At 42.4% G+C, this 20,501-nt stretch carries 12 protein-coding genes; all 12 read right to left on the bottom strand.

What is annotated here, in order from left to right; all coding sequences use genetic code 11:
• Nucleotides 1-41: 41 nt before the first annotated feature.
• The 12 genes from sprA to ACP14Y_RS11690 all read right to left on the bottom strand — a co-directional run bounded on the left by sprA (nucleotide 42) and on the right by ACP14Y_RS11690 (nucleotide 20,499).
• A complete protein-coding gene (gene sprA, locus ACP14Y_RS11745) occupies nucleotides 42-7,154 on the bottom strand; it encodes a cell surface protein SprA (protein WP_424963154.1) in 7,113 nt (2,370 codons plus the stop codon).
• A gap of 27 nt (nucleotides 7,155-7,181) precedes the next feature.
• A complete protein-coding gene (gene ruvA / locus ACP14Y_RS11740; protein ID WP_424963153.1) occupies nucleotides 7,182-7,775 on the bottom strand; it encodes a Holliday junction branch migration protein RuvA in 594 nt (197 codons plus the stop codon).
• Nucleotides 7,772-10,054: an NADP-dependent malic enzyme gene (locus ACP14Y_RS11735; protein WP_424963152.1), complete on the bottom strand. Its 2,283-nt coding sequence runs from the start codon at nucleotides 10,052-10,054 to the stop codon at nucleotides 7,772-7,774. Before ACP14Y_RS11735 ends, ruvA begins: the two co-directional genes overlap by 4 nt.
• An 86-nt stretch (nucleotides 10,055-10,140) precedes the next feature.
• Nucleotides 10,141-11,226, bottom strand: a complete 1,086-nt coding sequence (locus tag ACP14Y_RS11730; protein ID WP_424963151.1) for a DUF4837 family protein — start codon at nucleotides 11,224-11,226, stop codon at nucleotides 10,141-10,143.
• An 88-nt stretch (nucleotides 11,227-11,314) separates the two neighbouring features.
• Entirely contained in the window at nucleotides 11,315-12,670 is a 1,356-nt protein-coding gene (locus ACP14Y_RS11725; RefSeq protein ID WP_424963150.1) for a LysM peptidoglycan-binding domain-containing protein, read from the bottom strand.
• A 3-nt stretch (nucleotides 12,671-12,673) separates the two neighbouring features.
• Nucleotides 12,674-14,107, bottom strand: a complete 1,434-nt coding sequence (gene gatA / locus ACP14Y_RS11720; protein ID WP_424963149.1) for an Asp-tRNA(Asn)/Glu-tRNA(Gln) amidotransferase subunit GatA — start codon at nucleotides 14,105-14,107, stop codon at nucleotides 12,674-12,676.
• 3 nt (nucleotides 14,108-14,110) lie between these two features.
• Nucleotides 14,111-14,311, bottom strand: coding sequence for a Sec-independent protein translocase subunit TatA/TatB (locus ACP14Y_RS11715; protein WP_424963148.1), 201 nt, complete (start codon nucleotides 14,309-14,311; stop codon nucleotides 14,111-14,113).
• Nucleotides 14,312-14,382: 71 nt separating this feature from the next.
• Nucleotides 14,383-15,576 carry a murein hydrolase activator EnvC family protein gene (locus ACP14Y_RS11710; RefSeq protein WP_424963147.1) on the bottom strand — a complete coding sequence of 398 codons (1,194 nt, stop codon included), beginning with the start codon at nucleotides 15,574-15,576 and terminating at the stop codon, nucleotides 14,383-14,385.
• On the bottom strand, nucleotides 15,563-16,273 hold the full coding sequence (locus tag ACP14Y_RS11705; RefSeq protein WP_424963146.1) for a DUF4292 domain-containing protein: 711 nt from the start codon (nucleotides 16,271-16,273) through the stop codon (nucleotides 15,563-15,565). The genes ACP14Y_RS11710 and ACP14Y_RS11705 overlap by 14 nt, the downstream gene beginning before the upstream one ends.
• A 25-nt stretch (nucleotides 16,274-16,298) precedes the next feature.
• On the bottom strand, nucleotides 16,299-18,002 hold the full coding sequence (locus ACP14Y_RS11700; RefSeq protein WP_424963145.1) for a tetratricopeptide repeat protein: 1,704 nt from the start codon (nucleotides 18,000-18,002) through the stop codon (nucleotides 16,299-16,301).
• 5 nt (nucleotides 18,003-18,007) lie between these two features.
• Complete coding sequence (locus ACP14Y_RS11695) at nucleotides 18,008-19,006, bottom strand: sugar phosphate nucleotidyltransferase (protein WP_424963144.1); 999 nt, start codon at nucleotides 19,004-19,006, stop codon at nucleotides 18,008-18,010.
• Nucleotides 19,007-19,026: 20 nt separating this feature from the next.
• Nucleotides 19,027-20,499 carry a polysaccharide biosynthesis C-terminal domain-containing protein gene (locus ACP14Y_RS11690; RefSeq protein ID WP_424963143.1) on the bottom strand — a complete coding sequence of 491 codons (1,473 nt, stop codon included), beginning with the start codon at nucleotides 20,497-20,499 and terminating at the stop codon, nucleotides 19,027-19,029.
• Nucleotides 20,500-20,501: the final 2 nt, after the last annotated feature.

Raw genomic sequence — 20,501 nt, 5'->3', positions numbered from 1 at the left:
TTATAACGGGCGTCAAAAATAAGGTTTTGAAATGAACTGCCCTACTGTGCAAGACCAAATCTTAGCTGAATTCCAAAAGCAGTGGTGGCTCGCTTATATGAACTCAAAACTTTCGGGTCTGTCACATTCCGCTCCATGTAGAATGTAAAGTCCAGCTGGTTGTTGATTTTATAGGTAATCGTAGGGCGAACCTGCCAGGTAAGGTTACCATTGGTAATAGTGGCTCGCTCATTTATTTTACGTTGCACCGTCTTGCTGTCACGTACTGATGCGGCTACCCGCATGGTTAGGTCATTCTCCAAAGTAAGTGTTCTACCCTGCCATCTCCATGGGAGTTTAAATCCAACTTTAGAATATCCTATATCAATGGTTACATCATTATTAGTGGTCTCCGTCACCTGAGCATTCGACATATTCAGTGACAGGTTTCTACTTTTTCTGAATTCCAGTCGGGTAGAAATATTATTTTTCGTACGCACATTGAAACCGATCAGCGGTACAAACTGCTCCGATATCATCACCTGATTGATGATGTAAACCGGGACAAGCCTTCCACTGGTATCTGCTGCAAAAGGGTAGTCTAAAATGTCATTTTGCAGTCCAATGACATCCTCTCCATAGTTCAGTGAGTTGGTGAAGCTAGAAACACTGTAAGTGGAATTGTAACCATGAGAAATCGTAAAAGAAGAAAACAAATCGGAGATTGCTGGAATATTCACCAGTCCTGCATAATCCACCCGCCAGTTGGGGAGGGGAGTTTTAGGAAATGGCGTGAGATCCATACTGTTCACATCCTTTCCTGAATATGCTGCTATAAAGGATGGTATAAGCACATCCTGTGATAAAGGATCATAGCGCACCGTATCATTTGGGTTAGATAAATCGATATTAGGGTTTTCTCTGTCAAGTCTATTGCTCACAATAGCCAAATTGTTTTCAAACTGAGTGAAAGCATCAGATGCGTTATCTGGCCCATCTTTCTGGAAGGCTGTTTTGATGGAGAGAAAAGAAACCGAATAGCTTCCACTTCTAGATGGGGTCAAAGTCTGGAACGCACCCTCATCCCCATCGAATCTGAAAATTTCCTGGTATTGATTATTCAATCCTCGATTCCAGGTAAGCTGAACCCTTAAGTCGTTCAAAGGCTCCAGATCTGCCTGAATATCGATATCCGTTCCAAAAGATTGCTGGAAAGGTGAATTCAGGTTTTCATTGCGAACGAGCCAGTCGTTTCTCGCAGCTTTTTGCTTGATCCCAGGATCTTGACTCCCCAGGATGAATCCGATTCCCGGAGCATTGAAACCACTATCCAGACCAAATAAGAATGCATTTGGCTTAAAACCGGGCAATGATGTGCTTTCATTAATGGTATAAGTTCCATTAATAGACTTCAGCATCATAAAAAATTGAAGTGCTTTGTTGCCGGGACTTACGGTCTCTCCTCTGCCTGGGGGAGTGTTGGCATTCTTGAGGAAAGTTACCTTATCATAAAGGGTATTCATGTCCACTCTGGCGGTCAGGCCCATAGTTCGCTGGTTGTTGATGAAATTTCCAAAATAGAGACTATCCAAATCTCTGCCTACATCCGTTTCGGTTCGGTCGATTGCCCCTGCAGTCCACCCATACCCGACTGAATAACGCGCATCTGATGACAACCAGTCAGTGAATGGAATTTTATCCAGTGGCAGTTTATAATTCACTGCGATGCTCTGATTGAAATTTTTCATTCTGCCAAGTGAAAAAATCTGATCCCAGATGTATTCGCGCTCGCTGCTCGTATTAATATCTCCTTCAATAATCCCTTCCGGTTCATCGATTACTGCATTAGCCGTGGCACTATAGGTAAGTCCCAGCCCCTTAGTGATGTCCCACCTTAAATTATAGTTTCTCGCAAATGTGAACGTTCGTTCATAGAGTGGGTCTACTCCGTCGGTAGTGAGGTCATCATTATAGTATTGGGTCAGGCGGAAGTCTCTCCTTAGGTTGGTAGAAAAAGAGAAATTGGTAGGGAGCGGCGAAAAATTGAAGTCTTTGATTAATGCCAAGTAAGGAGAGGTGAGTTTTTCCGATTCACTAAATGGCTCTACGCTAACTGCTACCGGAGAATAATTATAATTGATGCCGCCACTCACGGTTTTATTGAGTAAAGTTTGGGTGTTGACGTTGCTGGAAACCCGATCACTGTATGCGTAGCTAAATGAAAAGTTTTCAATATCATAGACCCGCTTTCGTGCATCAGGATTCACCTTTTCCTTGCGAACATTGGTGAAGTTGATACTTCTTCTTGTTGTCCTGTCTTGTACAATCCGTCGATATCGTTCTCGCTCCGACGGATCATCAATGGCCTCCAGTGACGCTTCCAATGGCACATCCGGATCTAACGGATCAAATTGTGGCGTTACCGTGGTTTTTTCATAGCTGACAAACATGGGCACTACCAGCCCGGTCTTGTCCGGACGCATGAATTTTTCCAGATTCAGGTTGGCTGAAACATCGTATTGGGTGGTTTCGGCACGAGACCGCTCGGAGATACGTTGCTGAATATTCCCAAACCCAATGGACGTGTATCGGGTGGATGCTGAGACCGTCCCTAAATCGGCAAGCTTCGTGCTCACACGTGCATTAGCTGCCCAGCCCGCATTGCTGTCAAAATCCGTTACTCTTAACTCGTTTGCCCATATACAAACAGACTTAGGAGCATTAGACTCATCCCCTGGATTTTTCACTCCAATCATAAGCACCTTAACTGCACTGATATCCGGACGCCCCTTTACCGTGAAAGTGTATTTACCATCGTTGGATGGCACGGAATAAGGAATGTTTTCGTCCAGATCAGCACGATTTCTTTCAGATTTAATTCCTAATAGTTCTTTGATGGAAATATCAATCTCATTTTCCAAGGGCCAGACCTGACGCCTGATATCCTCCAGGTTTCCCGTAATATTATCCGGCGTGATTACCAGCGGAACCTCTACTTCGTAATAGTTTTCATCAAAATCTGTTCCGAGCCTCATAAAAGCTGTGACCTCATTATCGAGCACCATGTCATCTTCGTATGCCTCAGCATGAAAGAACATTTTCATCCTACCATAGTTGATCAGATCATAAGACACATTTTTATAAACTGCACGCGCGTCTTTATCATCCAAATCCTCCACACATACCTGTAAAGACTGTTCATTGATTCTCCTATTCTGAGTAGTGGTATTGTCAATATCACGATCTATTCCCGGTGGTAGTACATATCTGACACCCCCTGTTGTGGTTGTACTGTTGTCCTCGATGCTTACTACAGAAACAGAGAAATCGGAAGTTTCAATATTTGGTATCGCATCTAGTCCGGGCTCATTTAGTGCTCTATCAAACTTTCTCCATTGACTACCAACCAATCGCATTTGAGCAAAACGCAAAACAACTGGTTGCTGCCACCCTGTGAGGTACATTCTCACATATTTGATATTTTCAAAAGAAGGATTGCCTCTTGGAGTGCCTACATTCTTAATTGGAATTCTGAAGAGGTACCAGTTGGATTCACCATTCCCACTTTCAATCTGATCAACGATATAATCATTCAACTCCAGGTTGCCACCTTCCGGGTTGGAGACACCTGTTTTTGGGGTCAGGTCTATTTCATATTCAAAATATTCTTCAAGATCCGAAATGGTGTTGTCCTGGTTGATATCCTCATTGTCCGGCAATGTTGTTGAGGCTGGAATAAACTGACCACCTCCGGATGCTATTGGCGAGTTTCCATCCATTCCATTCCAGTTTTTATACCGTTGCACAATTGTGGCATCCTGCTGGTCATAAAAGCTATCCAGAATGTACCGGAAGTTATCAGCGGAGATGTCCTCCTGTACGTTTAGCGAGATGCCATTCTCCTGAAGAACAAGCGCCTCATCTTCATCTTTTAATCCATCGATTCCAACATCCTGATTATCTCTTGCACCGGGAGAGTTTTCAAAGAAGTTTGTCAAATACTGATCTTCGGTAATCTGCCCCCAGGTAGTGACGGCACCAATTTCTCCATCCACTGGCAAGCCATTTTCAAAAGCATGCTTATCGTCTGGTGCTATGTCCTCAGAAACACTTCCAAGGTTGAAGTACAATTTCCCTCCACCGGATTCCCTTGGGTTACTATTGACCAGTCCATCTTTCACAACACCTCTCTCCCCATCAATGAAGGGATCCATCAACCAAAACTCCAGATATTCAATGTTGGTCTTATTGAAGTTAACTTCATTGGTAATCGCCCGGGTAATTCCTCCCCAGTTTTGTTCCGGATTCGGGAGAGTATTGTCTGAGTTTGTCGCCGGGTTGTAATTGTACTGCCCCCGTTCATTTGGAAAAAACGCCACATCGAAAATGGGCTCATTGAAATTGACCAAGGTTTGATCCCTTTGACGGAAAATCTCTTGTGGAAGAACGGCTCGTTCATAATGATTTTCCAGGTCAGTGTCTGAAATATTTGAAGGTCTGGCATTTCCTCCTGCACGATAGAAAATACTATTATCGACGGTGTACCAGGCTATTTTTGCCTTCCTATAATTGTAATTCAGGTTGGTGTTTCCACTCTGTGCTTCAGGGAAAACCCTGGGGGTGGATGAGAGCTTCCACGCCTGCCACCCCATGATGTTGATGGGGGTAATCGCATTTTCAAAGTCATCAATATATGAAGTACCTTCTCCATTCACCACGTTGCTGGTACCAGGGATCAGCTGAGCAAACTCTGCATTGATCGTTATTGTAGATGGCTCTTTCGTGCTGATTAACGGTAGCTTATCCACCATCTTCGTCAAAAAACGAGATTCATTCTGGTAGTTAATATCAAATCCATATTTGGTATTGCTGGTAGGTTCATTACCCACTGCGAATCGGGAAATGCCCCCAGGTCTTTCGTTGAGGTGTAGAACAGTTGCTCCGATATTAAAATTATCATTGAACCGATAATCAAAACGAGCTCCGGTAAGCGTTCGTGTTTGAAAGTTGAATAAGTCTGCTTTTTCATAGGAAACCTGAAGGGTTTTCCCCGAACTCAAAATTCCTTCATTTAGGATTCTTACTCTACCTAAGTTATAATCCACGGTGTAGTCCAAACCCTCTGTCAAAGGGGTGTTTCCAGCCATCACCACCACAGATCCCTCTGCAATATTTATCCCTGGCAGTGTGATTTCACTGGATGAGCCCGCTGTTAGTATTCCTGAAAGCACAAACTTGTTTTGGGTAGCGTTTAGCTCTGCTGTCGCTTTTGGTTCAGCATACAGCTCTTCATATACATACTTTTCCTTCAGGCTCCCTTCATCATCATCAAATTGCTCTTCCAGGTTTTGACCAAAGGGCTCAAGTACCGGGAAGATGATGTTTCCATTTTGCGGGTCAATGGTGATGCCCTCAATAAAATCAAAATTCCCATCCGGCTGACGGTCACCAGTAGGGTTTAACCTGTCCAGGTCGAATACCTCCACCAGGGGTATGTCTTTCAACCTCCTGCCTTCATGAAGGGAAGGGTTATCCTGTCCAGTGTTGTCGTCTCGATAAATGATCCTTAATTGAAACCCTTCCTGACTGATTTGGGCAGCATTGAGGTTGTAAATGTTCTTCATCATCAAGTCCCAGGTTGGAACTTCAGTGTTGATCTTATTTGGGCGTAAGAGTTTCAGATATATTACTTTATCATCTGTTCTGCTTTGATAATCCTCTGTTAACTCTCCCACCTTGTAGGCTGTGCCGTTATAGGTATATTCATATGCTACCGCCAGAATTTCGTCACTTGCCAGACTTCTGGTAAGTGTGACATACCCCAGCTCTCGATTGATCGAATACTCGGAATCATCTAGCTTTCGAGCAGTAGTCACCTTTACATAATCAGTAGAATTTTCAAAAGATGGAAATGTAGATTGGATATAAGAATCAACCCCGTCTGCAGATTGTACAGTCAAACTCGCAAATAGGTCATTTGCAGGGTTTCTTGTGGGTCCTCCTTGCCTATTTCCAATATCATCTGAATACACAACTGTGCCTTCTCCTAAGTCCATAAAACCCACAATATTTCGAGTAGTCTGCGTATCGTTATTCCTGTTCAGTACATAGACCTCCGCTCGAGTAACATTCACCCCGGAAGTAATCTGCGGAAGAGCTGAAAGCCATTGCTCGTAGTTGTTCCTGAAAAAGTGCCCTAGGAAAAAATGCCGGTTTTCCTCATAATCAGACGCCTGGATTTCAAACTCTCTTCCCTGAAAGCCACTCTCGATGGTCAACGTCTCATTTCTCCCTCTTTGCTGGGACAGAATGGTGGTGACATAGAGCTTTCCAAATTGTAATTCTGTTTTGATACCAAACAGGGATTGAGCTCCTGTCATTAAAGAATTCGTCACCGGCATGCTCACATTACCGATCTCAATCTTTTTAATGATCTCCTCCTCATACCCCGTATAGATCACCTTTAGGTTATTCTGAAAATCGAAAGTGTTATTGTTATCAAAGTTGGCGGTGATCTCCAGCTTTTCTCCAACCTTACCCACTACATTCATACTGATCTGCTGATCAAAGTTGAACGCTCCGTTTCGCTGCTGGCGTAAAGGAATGGCAGGATTGTCAATTCGCTGGAAGCGTGCCCCAAAATCGAGGTTTACAAATCCATTAGGCTGAATATCTACATAACTGCCTCCGAAAATCCGGTCGAAAACAGGACTGATATATAGGCGTGGGATCAAACTTCGTCCGCTTACTGCGCTTTCCCCATCCAATCCAGCGGATCTTTCTTTGAAATATTCTCTATTTAATTGTGAATTGTTGTAACGATTAAATTCATTGAAGGTCATGAAAGAGGCAGGACGAAAATCAAGTGCGCCGATATTTTCGTATACCGAGTATGTAACCCCAGCATCATCAGCAGTGGTATCCGGATTGAACTGCACCTGCATATCTACCTGAGACGGATCCCTTAGAAAAAGTGGCGACCTGGAGCTCCTGAAAGAAAATGGATCTCCAAATCGATAGCTAGGCTGAAACGTAGGCTTTTGAGTGGGCTCATAAGGACCTACCGTATCGCTTTTTACGCTATCCTGTTCCTGAAAGAAACCTGCACTCACTTGAGACCCTATGCCCAGAATCAGAAACACAAAAAGAAATCGTATATGAAGATTTACTCTCAAAAAAAGGCGCTTAGTAATTAGATTAGGTTATGACCGCTTCAGTGCGTGCTTTATCAGTTCTTCAAGTTTAATCTCCTCTCCGTATTCTTTCAAAATCTTATCGACAGTTTTTTCAGCTGCTGACTTATTTATTCCCAAAGTGGTCAAGGCTGATAACGCCTCAGAACGCAGGGTATTATCAAATCGAGGCTGAATTTCTACAGATTTGTCGAGTAGCCCCTCTTTTTTCATTTTGTCTTTCAGCTCCAGGATGATACGTTGAGCTGTCTTGCCTCCTATTCCTTTGACTGACTGGATGGTTTTGACATCTTCCTGAACAATGGCCGCCTGTAATTCTTTTGCATCCAGGGATGACAAAATCATCAATGCGGTACTTGGTCCAACGCCATTGATAGACAGTAAGTCAAGGAATCGTTTTTTCTCTGATTGTTCGTAAAACCCAAAGAGGGTGTGGGAATCCTCTTTCACATGCAGATACGTTTGAATAAGGATATCTTCCTTATCCTTCACCTGAGAGTAGGTGTTCAAACTGATCTTTACTTCATAGCCCACTCCCCCAACGTCAACCACGAGGTGCGTTGGATCTTTAAAGGCCAGACGCCCTTTCAAGTAAGTTATCATAGGCCTTCTCTGTTTGCTACCCCGGCATCAACCACAGCGATGGCTACCATATTGTAGATCTCTTTTACTGAACTACCCAGTTGGAGTACCTGCACAGATTTCTTCATACCCAAAAGTATCGGACCTATTACCTCTGATCCACCAACTTCCATTAGCGTTTTATAGGCGATGTTTCCTGACTGCAAGTCCGGGAAAATTAATGTGTTTACATTATGCCCTTTCAAATCACTGAACGGATACATTTCATCTCTCAGGTTTCGATTCAAAGCGACATTGGCCTGAAGTTCTCCATCGATGATCATATCCGGCCATTTTTCTTTAGCCATTTTAATTGCTTTTGCCATCTTCTCTGGTACCTGCCCTTTTGCAGATCCAAAGTTTGAGAAGGAAAGACCCGCCATTTTAGGCTCATGATCAAAAAATCGAACCGCACGATGAGTTAAGCCTATGATTTCCACAAGCTCTTCAGCGGATGGATTCATATTGACTGTAGTATCTGCAAAGAAGTAATTACCCCGAGGCGTATTCATGATGTACATACCGGCCACCCGGTTCACCCCTTCTTCCATGCCAACAATCTGCAGTGCCGGAAGCACCGTTTTTGGATAATCATTGGAAAGACCGGAGATCAACACATCCGCTTCTCCTTTCTCCACCATCATCATCCCAAAGTATGTCCGGCTTGTCATGGCTTTGCGGGCAAGGTGCATGGTCATCCCCTTCCTTTGCCGTATTTTCGTGTACTCCGTAGCAAAGGCCTCTACTTTTTCCGGGTGTTCATTCGGGTCAATGATATCACAATCTTTGATCGCCTCGAGCTCGTGTTCTTCTATCAGGCCTTTTATAATTTTTTGCTTACCCATCAGGATTGGTGTTCCTATTCCTGAATCCAACGTCATTTGTGCAGCTTTCAGGATATTTACATGGTCAGCCTCAGCGAAAACTACTTTTTTCGGATTCTGTCTCCCCCTGTACACAAATCGTGAAATCATTCGCTGATCAATCCCTACTCTTTCAAGGAGCTCATCTTCATATTTCTTCCAATCCTTGATCTGGATCCGAGCTACTCCGGTATCCATTGCCGCCTTTGCCACTGCTGGAGAAATGGTTGTGATCAGTCGGGGATCCATTGGCTTTGGAATCAGATACTCGCTTCCAAACCTAATACTGGATTGACCATATGCCTTAAGGACAATATCCGGTACCTGTTCTTTGGCCAGCTCAGCAATGGCCTTCACAGCCGCCAGTTTCATCTCTTCATTGATGGCAGTAGATCGCACATCCAACGCTCCTCGAAAGATATATGGAAAACCGAGTACGTTATTCACCTGATTAGGGTGGTCGGAACGGCCAGTGGCCATTAATACATCTTTACGTGTTTTCATGGCTAGATCGTAGGCTATTTCAGGGTTGGGATTGGCCAGCGCGAATACGATTGGATTATCAGCCATCGATTTCAGCATTTTTGGTGTAACTACATCAGCGATAGATAATCCCAGGAACATATCAGCTCCTTTGAGCGCATCCTCCAATGTGTCTACTTTCTGCTTGGTCGCATATTTAGATTTAATTTTATCTAACCCTTTTCTGCTCTCATTTAAGATTCCCTTACTATCTGCCATAAGGATATTTTCCTTCTTAGCGCCCAGTGAAACATAGAGATCCGTGCAAGCAATTGCTGCAGCACCTGCTCCACTTACTACAATTTTGAGATCTTCAATTTTCTTATCTACTACCTCCAGGGCATTGAGGAGTGCAGCGCTGGAGATAATAGCGGTACCATGCTGATCATCGTGCATGATTGGGATGTTCATTTGCTCCCGGAGGGTCTGTTCAATTTTGAAGCTCTCCGGAGCTTTGATATCCTCCAGGTTAATACCACCAAAAGTTGGCTCCAGTGATCTGACGATCTCTATGAATTTATCCGGATCCTCTTCATTGATTTCGATATCAAAAACATCAATACCTGCAAATTTTTTAAATAAGACGCCTTTACCTTCCATTACAGGCTTGGATGCTGCCGGACCAATATTTCCCAGACCAAGTACTGCGGTCCCATTGGAGATTACACCCACGAGATTCCCTTTCGCTGTGTATTTGTACACATCCTCCGGATCTTCAGCAATTTTTTTGCATGGTTCAGCCACGCCAGGGGAATAGGCGAGTGCCAGGTCGTGCTGCGAACTCACCGACTTGGTGGAGTTCACTTCTATTTTTCCAGCAGGTTTATTTGAATGATATTCTAATGCCTCCTTAGGCCTAATCTTCGTTGTACTCATTCTTAGTTGGTTAAAGTTGGATCGGACATACTTTCCGATCTTCAAAGGTCACCAACTAAAAAGGAATAAGCAATTATTCGAAAAAATTAAGAAGCATCTCCTTGCGGAGTTAGATCACCTTTGGTTTTAAAGGTGGAAAGGATGGCCTCTAACTCACGAACCAGGTTCTTTTTCCTGGTTCCCGGGGAATCAACGTATCCTTCGATATAGTATACCAAGCCTTCCTCCTCGTCCACAATAGTGTAACTCACAAATGGGCCACCCCGGGAATTGTCACTGATCTTCCACAGCCCACGTGCTTCCACAGCAAAATGCTCATTAAAATTTACACGCTCTGTGAAAACAGGAATAATATCCTGACGCTTGATATGGACATCCGGGTTCTCCCCGTCGTACAGATTTCTTTGGGTGATTTTATCTCTGAATTCCCCGATTTCATTAAAAATCCCTCTATCCGTATAAGGCTCATAATAGATGAAAATGCTCTGTTCTGTCTGCGCATCCATCTTTCTCATCCACACAAAATTTTTCAAATCACGTGCTTTTTCCCAGCCATAAGGGATTGTGAGTTCCACATTGTGCGTCTCTTTTATTCGCTGAGACAACTGCTTTTTAGGACTATTAAATAGCTTGTCTTTTATCGTCTCTCTGGCCGACGCTTCAAAAAACTCACGAATTTGTGATCGATTATAACTTATTTTTTTCTCCAGTTGATCTTCCGTTGCAGAGAATAAGAACAACACTGTTTGCCCCTTTGCAAATACGTCTCTCTGCGTTCGCATGAAAATGGAAGTATCTCGTTTTATCTGATTCAAAGACTGATCCGTAAAAAACTTTTGTAATACACGGCTATCAGCTGTTTTGCTATCCAATGTCATTACAAACACCATATTCTTAGCTGACTTCAGGACTGAATTTAGTCTTCTTGGATTTACCTTGCTTACATTAAATAATGACTCATCCTGAGGAAGTCCAAGCATAGGTGCCATGAAGGTTTTTCGAAGCTCTTCCCCCAGACCTAAGGTATCAGCCCACTGAGTAGAATCGACGACCAAAATGATTTCATCAGCCTCTCCCCGAGCTGTGGGAAGTAGGTCTTTTCTGTTTTTCTCTCTGGCACTTTCACTACAGCCAAATGCAATAGCTAAAAATAGAAGAATGTATTTATGCATAAAATTCAAGTTTCTTTTGGTCAAAATGAAAAGCAAAAACTATTCCGACCAATCCCAAACTTAGACTTTTATGCAAAAAGATCAACGATTAATTTGGAATCACTAAAGACTGACCCGGTTTGATCGTGTTTGAACTAAGCTTATTCGCTTGTTTCAGCTTTTCAATGCTTGTATTATTGCTTCTGCTAATACTCCACAGCGAATCACCATATTTCACTGTGTATAGCTTTCCTGAACCTGTAATCGGAGGTGTGGATACGGGTTTTGATGTGCTATTTGAGGCCGTATAAAGATTTTTAGTTGTTGAGTTATAAGTTGGTAATACCCATATGCTCAATCTTTGGCCAACACGAATGAGGTTTCCACTAATACGATTCCATTTTCTAATGTCAGAAACCCGAACACCATATCGTTGGGCGATCGTGCCAAGTACATCTCCACTTCGCACCCTGTAGTATAAGCGTTCACGACCGTAAGTACTCCCTGGCGTGTTTCTGGCTAAATAATCAAGATGTTCTTTACCCACTTTTGAAGCCGTGTCATATAAGTGAGCTCTGTTGGCCACAATTTCCTCTTTCCACTCGGTTGGTACACGTAACGCAAAATTCTTTGTGCCTTCAGGTAACGCTCCCCGCTTTATTTGTGGATTCCACATGAGCATGTCATCAAGACAGAGGTCCAGTTGATTACAAAAGGTTTCCACATGGAAATACTGTGAAATCATGATCGTATCCATTTCGGGATAGAAAAGCTCCGGTTGAGGGTCGAAACCATGCTCTTCCAGGTGATTGAAGAGATAGGTAATAGCCACAAACTGAGGAACATAGGAGCGGGTCTCCCTCGGAAGATATCGGTAGATGTCCCAGAAATCTCTTTTGTATCCGCTTCTACGGATCGCCTTTCTTACATTCCCAGGCCCACAATTATAGGCCGCTAGTGCCAGCTCCCAGCTATCAAACATATTATACAAATCCCTAAGATGTCTTGCTGCTGCATCCGTTGCTTCTTCAGGATCCATGCGGTCATCCACATACCAGTTGCTATGCAATCCATACATTTTACCCGTAGAGGATATGAACTGCCATAATCCAACTGCGTTGGCCCTGGAAATTGCATTTGGACGCAATCCTGACTCTACAATCGCAAGGTATTTCAGCTCATCCGGCATGTTATGTCTTGCCAGCGTTTGTGAAAAAAGTGGAAAATAAAGTTCTTTTTTTCTGATGATATCTTCTGTGTATTCTCTGTCCTTAATTGCGAAATAGTCAATAAAGGCCATTACACGTTCATTGAATACCAGCGGCACCTCGCCTTCCATACAGGAAATACGATCCGCGATCTCATCGTATGTATTGTCCGGAATTACTTCTGTGAGCTCAAATTCTTGTCCTTTCCCCCCGAATGAAATGAACAAAAGCCCCAAAAGGAACCATTTTCGTGTCATATCCTATCTATTTTGATCTTTGAAAGTAATGATTTGATTTGAAATATCAAGCAAATCTTTCTCATTAAAATGCCTGGTCATTAATTGAACGCCTATTGGCAGTCCTTGATTGTCAACGCCATATGGAATAGATATTGCCGGAATTCCGGCAACATTAGCCTGAACCGTAAATAAATCCTCCAGGTACATCTGTAGCGGGTCATCCTTTAATTCACCAATCTTAAAAGCTGTGGTGGGAGTAGTAGGGGATAGGATGAAATCGTATTGCGCAAGCAATTTATTTGTCTCTTCCATGATCATTCTACGCACTTTTTGAGCTTTCGTGTAATATGCATCGCAATAGCTTGCACTCAAGACAAATGTTCCTGTCATAATCCGGCGTTTTACCTCCTCACCAAAACCTTCGGATCTAGATACCTTATACATCTGCTCCAGATTTTCGCTCTCGGCCCGCTTACCAAACCGAACGCCATCATATCGAGAAAGGTTTGAACTCGCCTCGGCAGCCGTTAGCACATAGTATGTAGGAAGATTATACTCCAGCATCGAAATGTGCCCTTCTTCCACCTGGTGACCATTTTTTTTCAGTTCATCCACCAAATGGAAGATTCTTTCTTTTATTTCCTTATCCAAGCCCTGATGATCCAAGGTTTCGCTCAAATAGGCAATTTTGAATTTTCGACCAGTAGCGAAAGAAGAATAATCCGGAACCTTGGTTTGAGAAACCGTACTATCGTATTCATCGTGACCAGCCATGACTTCCAGCGCCAAAGCAGCGTCTTCTATGCTTTTAGAAAGGATTCCAATCGTATCAAATGAACTTGAATAAGCAGCCAGGCCATACCTGGAAATTCGTGAATAGGTAGGTTTGAGTCCGATTACTCCGCACAAAGCTGCTGGCTGACGAACGGATCCTCCTGTATCTGAACCAATGGAAACCTGGCACATGTTGGCTGCTACTGCTACTGCTGATCCTCCTGAAGAACCTCCAGGTACCCGTGTCTCATCAATAGGGTTTTTTACAGCCCCAAAAGCGGAATTCTCATTGGATGATCCCATCGCAAATTCATCGCAGTTCTGATGACCGATAATGATCGCATCTTCCTCAATTAGTCGCTGAATGCACGTTGCTGTGTATTGAGATTCAAAACCATTTAGGATTTCACTGGCACACTGCAATGGATGTCCTTCATAGGCAAACACATCTTTGATTCCGATGATCATGCCTGCAAGCTTCCCCGCAGTGCCCTCTTTAACCTTTTTGTCAACAATGGCCGCTTGCTCGAGAGCTTCCTTACCATAAACAGAAAGGAAGGCGTTGAGCCTTCCGTTGTTTTCTTCTATCTGTTTGAGGTGATATTCTGCCAATTGGGATACTGTGAGTTTCCCTGTCTGGATCTCCGATTGAATTTCAGAGAGAGATTTAAAAGTCCTCAAGGTTTAGGCCTTTTTATCCTCGTTAGAACCTTCGTTTATTTCGTTCTTGATTTCTTTCGTGGCATCCTTAAACTCCCTGATCCCTTTTCCCATGCCTCGTGCTATTTCCGGTATTTTTTTCGCTCCGAAAAAGATGATAATAAACAGAGCGATGATGATCATCTCTGTCCACCCTGGCATTGCAAATAATATTGATGTATGCATCGCTTTTAAAATTTAGACTACAAAGATAAGTATTAAACGAAGGAGCTTTCAGAAATATTCAGACAATTATTTTATTTCATTGCTAACCAGTTTTCAGGGTTAAGCTTAGTGGTTCCTTTATATATCTGAAATTCCAGTTCGGACTTTCCGTCTTTATCTGTAAAAACCTCACCGATGATATCATTGGCCTTAACACGTTGGCCGCTCTTTACATTTACTGTCTTGAGTCGGGCATAGATGGTGATATAGTCACCATGACGGATCATTACAATGTTATTTTTTCCAGCAACTGGTGCTATCATTGTCACCTGACCATCAAACACAGCTTTTACTTTGCTTCCCTTTTCTGTTTGAATGTCTACTCCATCATTGATGATGGTTACTCTTTTCAGTACCGGATGCTGTTGTTTACCAAATGGGGAGGTGATGAATCCGTGAACAGGCCACTCTAATGCATTTTTTCTGGATTCAAACAATCGTGTCAGTTCTGCCTCACTGGCAGCAACCGCAGAAGATGCAGTGGATGATTTTTTGACCTCATCCTCAATGATTTTTGCGATTAATGTGTTTAATCTTCTGTTAGCCGCCTTTCTATCTTCTACTTCTTTTCTTAATTGACGTTCCTTTTTGGTTAGTTGGGCTACCAATTCCGATTGCTTTTTCTTGGATCTTGCCAATTTTCTACTTTCTCTGACTTGTTGATTTAGTAAGGTTTGTTGTTCAGCTCTCTTTGCCTCCACTTTACTTCGCTGATCATTCAGCTCTTTGGTCACCACCTCAATCTGTTCTGCTTGCAACCGACGAGCATCTGCATATTGCTCCAGGTATTTGAGCCGTTGGATCAACTGGTTAAAGTCTTTGGAGGAAAAAAGAAACATTAGACGGCTATTCCCTCTGTTTGCCTTGTAGGACGAATAAATCTGTTCGGCATATTCATCTTTAAGGTGTTTTAAGTCATTTTGAAGCGACGAAACCACAATTCGAAGATCACTGATTTCACCATCAAGAATTCGAATTTCTGAACCAATGGACCGAATCAAAGACTCTCTTGCGTTTATTTGCTGATTCAGTGCCTGTAATTGACCAAGAGTGGCCTTTTTCTCACTGGCAGTTTCATTTAAGATTCGCTCAGCTTCAGCAATTCTTCTGAGATTTTCCTTCTTTTCCTGCTCTAATTGGCTTTTGGTTTTCTGTGCCGATAGTTCCACAGAAGGAAGAATCAAAACCATCAAAAAAACTAAGACAAAGAAATTATTTCTTTTCATACTTGCTAGGAACAGCATATGGAAAGCTGAGTGGAGTGTCTTCAATGACCATTTTGTTGTAAGAAATTCTAATCTCCGTATTGGGTTTTGTTTCAGCTTCATAATCAATAACTGCCGAGATCTCATTTGGGAAAATCTCCCCGTCTACCAAGATAAAATCGCTGTAATTTACTGAAATCGTGTTTCTTGTACCCTCATCATACACCTGAACTTTCTCCAATTTCATACTCTTGGCACCAATGAAATTATGAAAAAGATAAACGCCCTTGGATGCGGTATACGAAAAATAGCTATCCGTTTTTTCAACTCGCTGCTTTTTGTAAGGCTCTACAAGATTGCCAAGAATCACAGACTGAATCATCTGAAAGTTAAAGTCGAAATCGAATTTTTTGGAGAGCTCTTTGAATGTATACTCGTAATAATGTTTGTTCATTTTATCAAGCACATACACATTATCCGTATCAATGAGGACTCTTGCTACTTCTATGCCTAGTCCTGGTGAAATCGAAAGCCAAATAACAGAATCCTTTTTTATCCTAAAATTGGCGGTAGCAGATACATCTTTTTTTCCATCATCAAATTTGAATTTTGCCCTTGCTGAGAAATAGTCAAATTCAGGATCTACTACTTCCAGTTTGTCTTTCTTCTTCCCGAAGATGGCTCCAATTTTTCTGTTGCAGGAGGTGAGCACTGCCATGCAAACTAAACACATTAAAAACAGCTTATTCATAAAGCTTTCGATCTGCAATTTTCTTTTTTATTAACTCTGAGGCATTGCCCAGGTCCCTGGCTCTTTCCCACTGTTTAATGGCTTCATCCACATCTCCTAGTTGAAACAATACATCCCCGTAATGTTCAATGACTGTGCCATCTTCTTCCATGGAAGCGGCCCTTTCAAGAAATTTCTTTGATTCTTTGTATTTTCCAACGCTATATAATACCCAACCGTGTGTATCCAAATAAGTTGGGTTATTCGGGTGTTGCTCTACCAGCTGGGTTGACATTTCCAGTGCTTTGTCCAAATTCTTATTTTCCAATGAGAGAAAATAGCTGTAGTTGTTTAGCACATGATCATTGTTTGGACTGTTCTCCAGCGCTTTATCGTAGGCACGAAAAGATTTATCAAGCTCTCTCATGCCATTATATGCATCCCCAAGCTGTCCGTAAAAAACAGTAAGTAAGTTTGGATCCACTGTGTATTTCCTACCTTGCTCCAGCATGCGGACCGATTTTTTGTAATCCTGATTGATCAAATGCCCTGTTCCGGCGAAATAATATAGCAATGCCTGATTCGGAAAATACTCCAACGCCTGCTCTGCATGTTTGACAAGACTATCGTATTGGTTTAGGTCAGCCTCAATATTTAGTATGTTTTGCCAAACCGAATAATTAGCCGGGCTCAAACCAATAGCCTTTAAGTAATAGTTGATTGCCTCCTCGCTTTGTCCATCCTGATATAGCAAATCACCTACAAACGCTTGCGCTTTAAATTCATCGGTATGTTTATCAGCCAACGAAACCGCTATTTCAGTCAACTTGCTCTTTTCCTCTGGTGAGGGGTTCATCACCAGATAGTTGGAAAGAATCTGAAACTTCGATTGAAAGTCAATAGATGTAGTTTCAAAAGCTGAGCTGAGTAGTTCTAAGGATTCCTTTCGTTTTCCCTTCATCCAGGCCAATTCACTTTTCATCAGCGTGATTCTTGATGAAGTAGATTCTGTTTCCTCGTAGTTGGCAATTGCTTTATCTGCGTGATCCAGCTTTCTGTTTTGGATCAAAAAATTGATGAGCTCCGCTTTGTAGGAGGACTCATGCGGGTATGAGGCTATCAACTTTTCATATTCAGCAATGACTTCATCCACTTTGCCCTCCTTCATGTAAATGCGTTGCTTTTCGCGGGTGATTTCCTCTTTCACTCCTAGTTGATCTTCAATCTGATCAAAGATTCGGAACATGTCTTCTCTCCGTCCTGTCAACTGATATAATTCCGCCAGTTCGTAAAGTGCGTTTTCTTCCGAAGGAAATCGTGCTACTAACTCTTCATACGTTTTTGCTGCATCGATATAAAAACCAATCGTCTGATAGATTCGAGCCAAGCCCAGTCTGTAGTATTTGTTATTCGGTGCAAGTTCAATTGCCTTTAGACCAAAAGGAAGTGCCTTTTGGCCCTCGTCGCTTTTAGCCAGCACTTCTGCAATTTTAAAATGAATAGCGGCACTCTCAGTATTCATATCAAGTGCCACGTGGAAGTTTTCCAGTGCCTTGGCATAATTTTCCAGAATCAACTGCTTTTCTGCCTCTACAAGAACACCTTCCAGTTTCAATGAATCCTCCTGTGTCTGAGGAATAACAACTTCCTTTTTCCCTTTTTGAGAAAAAGAAGGTATTGTGATCAATAAGATTACTGAAAAAAGAAGTGTTCGCATCTGCCTTACCATTCGCTGTAGTCACCCAAACTCACTGATTTTGGTTGACCTTTCAAGTTAACGAAGTTTCCAATCATAGAGTTAATTAAATCAACGTCCTCCAGCGTCGTGTTATTTTGAATGAGTGATTCACTCAGTCTGGAGTTGCTGATTTTGCAATTATTTCCAATAGAAACGTTTGGCCCAATCGTGGAGTTCGAAATCTCCGTTCCTTCCCCAACATACACCGGCTCTATCACTTCACAATTCTCCAATCTTGCATCATTCGAGATCAGGTCTTCGCCATTCAAAAAACCCAGATACTGCGAATTTGATTGCACGGTGATTTCTTTATTCCCGCAATCCAGCCAATCATTCACTGTACCAATGGTAAAATTGGTGCCCTTATTTTTCAGGTTCTCTAGAGCCATGGTCAGCTGAAATTCCCCACCTCCTCGAATATTATTCTTAATCAGATAATTAATCTCTTCTCTGAGATCTTCACCGTGTTTGAAATAATAGATTCCTATAATCGCCTGATCCGACACAAAATCTTTTGGTTTTTCAATGAAATCCGTAATGACCCCTGATTCATTGGTTTTTACCACACCAAAAGCACTTGGGTCTTCAATTTGCTTAGTCCAGATGATGCCGTCATCTTCCGGATTCAGCTTGAAATTTGCCCTAAACAAGGTATCAGAAAAAGCCACAGTTACCTTTCCTTCTAGAATATCATTCGCGCACGCAATGGCATGAGCGGTTCCCTCTGCCGTCTCCTGCACAAAAAAGTGAGCCGTTGCGCCTACTTCTTTCGCGATACCTCTCAATTTATCTTTGATCTCCTCATCAAAATCACCGATCACGAAACCTATTTTCTCAATCTTCTCAGGTGTAACCTTGGCGATATCTTCGACCAAACGTTGAACAATCGGTTTTCCTGCAATAGGGATTAAAGGTTTCGGAGTAGTTAATGTGTGTGGCCTCAGGCGCTTTCCCTTCCCGGCCATCGGGATTATTAAGTTCATAAAAGCGTATTGATATTTAGCTAGTTAGCTTTAAGTCGCTGAAATGCTTTTCGTTCTAAAATGATCGGCAAAGTTAGGAAGATTAATACGATCAAAACGGACTTAAAAAATGATTGTTCAGTTAGTCCATCTATAACAATTCCAACCCCGGCGAAAAGAATGTATCCTATGGTCTTTAATACCTGATAGGGAACAGGATAATGCCTCATTCCCCAGAAATAAGAAACAATCACCATCAGAAGGTAGGATGCGAAAGTGGCTATCGCACTGCCCATGTATCCCAAAACAGGAATTAGTGACCAATTCAGGATGAATGTAGCAAAGGCACCAATCAAGCTGATATAAGCTCCATATAGGGTATTATCTGTGAGTTTATACCAAAGTGATAGGTTGTAAAAAACACCGAGAAATAGCCCTCCACCTAACAATAAAGGCACTGCATCAAGAGCCATTAGATAACTTTCCTGCCTCAAAAAGATGGGTGCATAGTATGGCATAAATACGCATAATAAAAGCCAGCTAAATGAAGTAAACAGCACAAACCAGGTCATCACCTGACTAAAAACCTGAGTTGAATTTTTCTCTTTGGCCTGTGCAAAAAAGAAGGGCTCAAACGCATATCTGAAAGCCTGCACAGCTAGTGTCATGAACACCGCCAGCTTATAGCAGGCTCCAAAGATCCCAAGAATTTCCAGATTGGTATATCCATCATAAAAGTCCTCGGGTAGTCGATATTTCAAAATCGCGCGACTCAGCATTTCATTCGTTACCCCTGCAAATCCGATGATCAATACCGGCCAGGCATATTTCATCATGCGCTTCCACTCTGTAGCATTGAAAGTGATTCTGACCTTTAGCCATTCCGGTAAAAAGAATAGCAGGTAAAGTCCATTGGCGATCAGGTTAGATAAAAACACATATCCAACCCCTATCTCAGGATTATAAATGGTTTTAATCAAACTCTCTGGATCGTCCTCCAAAATCATTGGACATATTAGAATGAAAAACAGGTTGAGCAGGATATTAATCCCAATATTCGAAAGTTTGAAAACTGCAAACCGTGTTGCTTTCCCATCCTGTCTCAGACGAGCAAAAGGTATGGCTACTATAGCGTCTATCGCCAATATGGCTGCCAGCCACTCAATAAAGTGTGCTTTGTTGGGGTATTGAAGAGTTGATGCAATCGTATCAGAAAAGACCCAGAGCGATCCTGAAAACAAGAGCGATGAAATAAGAATGCTGGTAAAAGCGAGGTTGAAGTAATTATATCCTTTTTCCTGTGAGGAAAATCGGAAATAGGCTGTTTCCAGTCCATAGATATAAAGGATATTAAGAAATGCTACGTATGCATAAAGCTCTGTGACTATCCCGTATTCCGCAGGAACAAACACAGAAGTATAAAGTGGTACAAGCAGGTAATTGAGCATCCTGCCGAGTACACTACTCAGCCCATAGATCGCCGTTTGACTAGCTAACTTCCTAAGTATCGACAAGG

This window comes from Ekhidna sp. (assembly GCF_965247405.1).
In the GTDB taxonomy this organism is placed as follows: Bacteria; Bacteroidota; Bacteroidia; order Cytophagales; family Cyclobacteriaceae; genus Ekhidna.
Note: the sequence above shows the minus strand (reverse complement) of the source record. Positions and strands in the feature narration are given on the sequence as shown.

What these genes read in the sequence shown, in the direction of transcription:
- ruvA (WP_424963153.1), bottom strand. Translation starts at nt 7,775, where the DNA reads ATGATAACTTACTTGAAAGGGCGTCTGGCCTTTAAAGATCCAACGCAC.
- ACP14Y_RS11735 (WP_424963152.1), bottom strand. Translation starts at nt 10,054, where the DNA reads ATGAGTACAACGAAGATTAGGCCTAAGGAGGCATTAGAATATCATTCA.
- ACP14Y_RS11730 (WP_424963151.1), bottom strand. Translation starts at nt 11,226, where the DNA reads ATGCATAAATACATTCTTCTATTTTTAGCTATTGCATTTGGCTGTAGT.
- ACP14Y_RS11725 (WP_424963150.1), bottom strand. Translation starts at nt 12,670, where the DNA reads ATGACACGAAAATGGTTCCTTTTGGGGCTTTTGTTCATTTCATTCGGG.
- ACP14Y_RS11715 (WP_424963148.1), bottom strand. Translation starts at nt 14,311, where the DNA reads ATGCATACATCAATATTATTTGCAATGCCAGGGTGGACAGAGATGATC.
- ACP14Y_RS11710 (WP_424963147.1), bottom strand. Translation starts at nt 15,576, where the DNA reads ATGAAAAGAAATAATTTCTTTGTCTTAGTTTTTTTGATGGTTTTGATT.
- ACP14Y_RS11705 (WP_424963146.1), bottom strand. Translation starts at nt 16,273, where the DNA reads ATGGCAGTGCTCACCTCCTGCAACAGAAAAATTGGAGCCATCTTCGGG.
- ACP14Y_RS11700 (WP_424963145.1), bottom strand. Translation starts at nt 18,002, where the DNA reads ATGCGAACACTTCTTTTTTCAGTAATCTTATTGATCACAATACCTTCT.
- ACP14Y_RS11695 (WP_424963144.1), bottom strand. Translation starts at nt 19,006, where the DNA reads ATGAACTTAATAATCCCGATGGCCGGGAAGGGAAAGCGCCTGAGGCCA.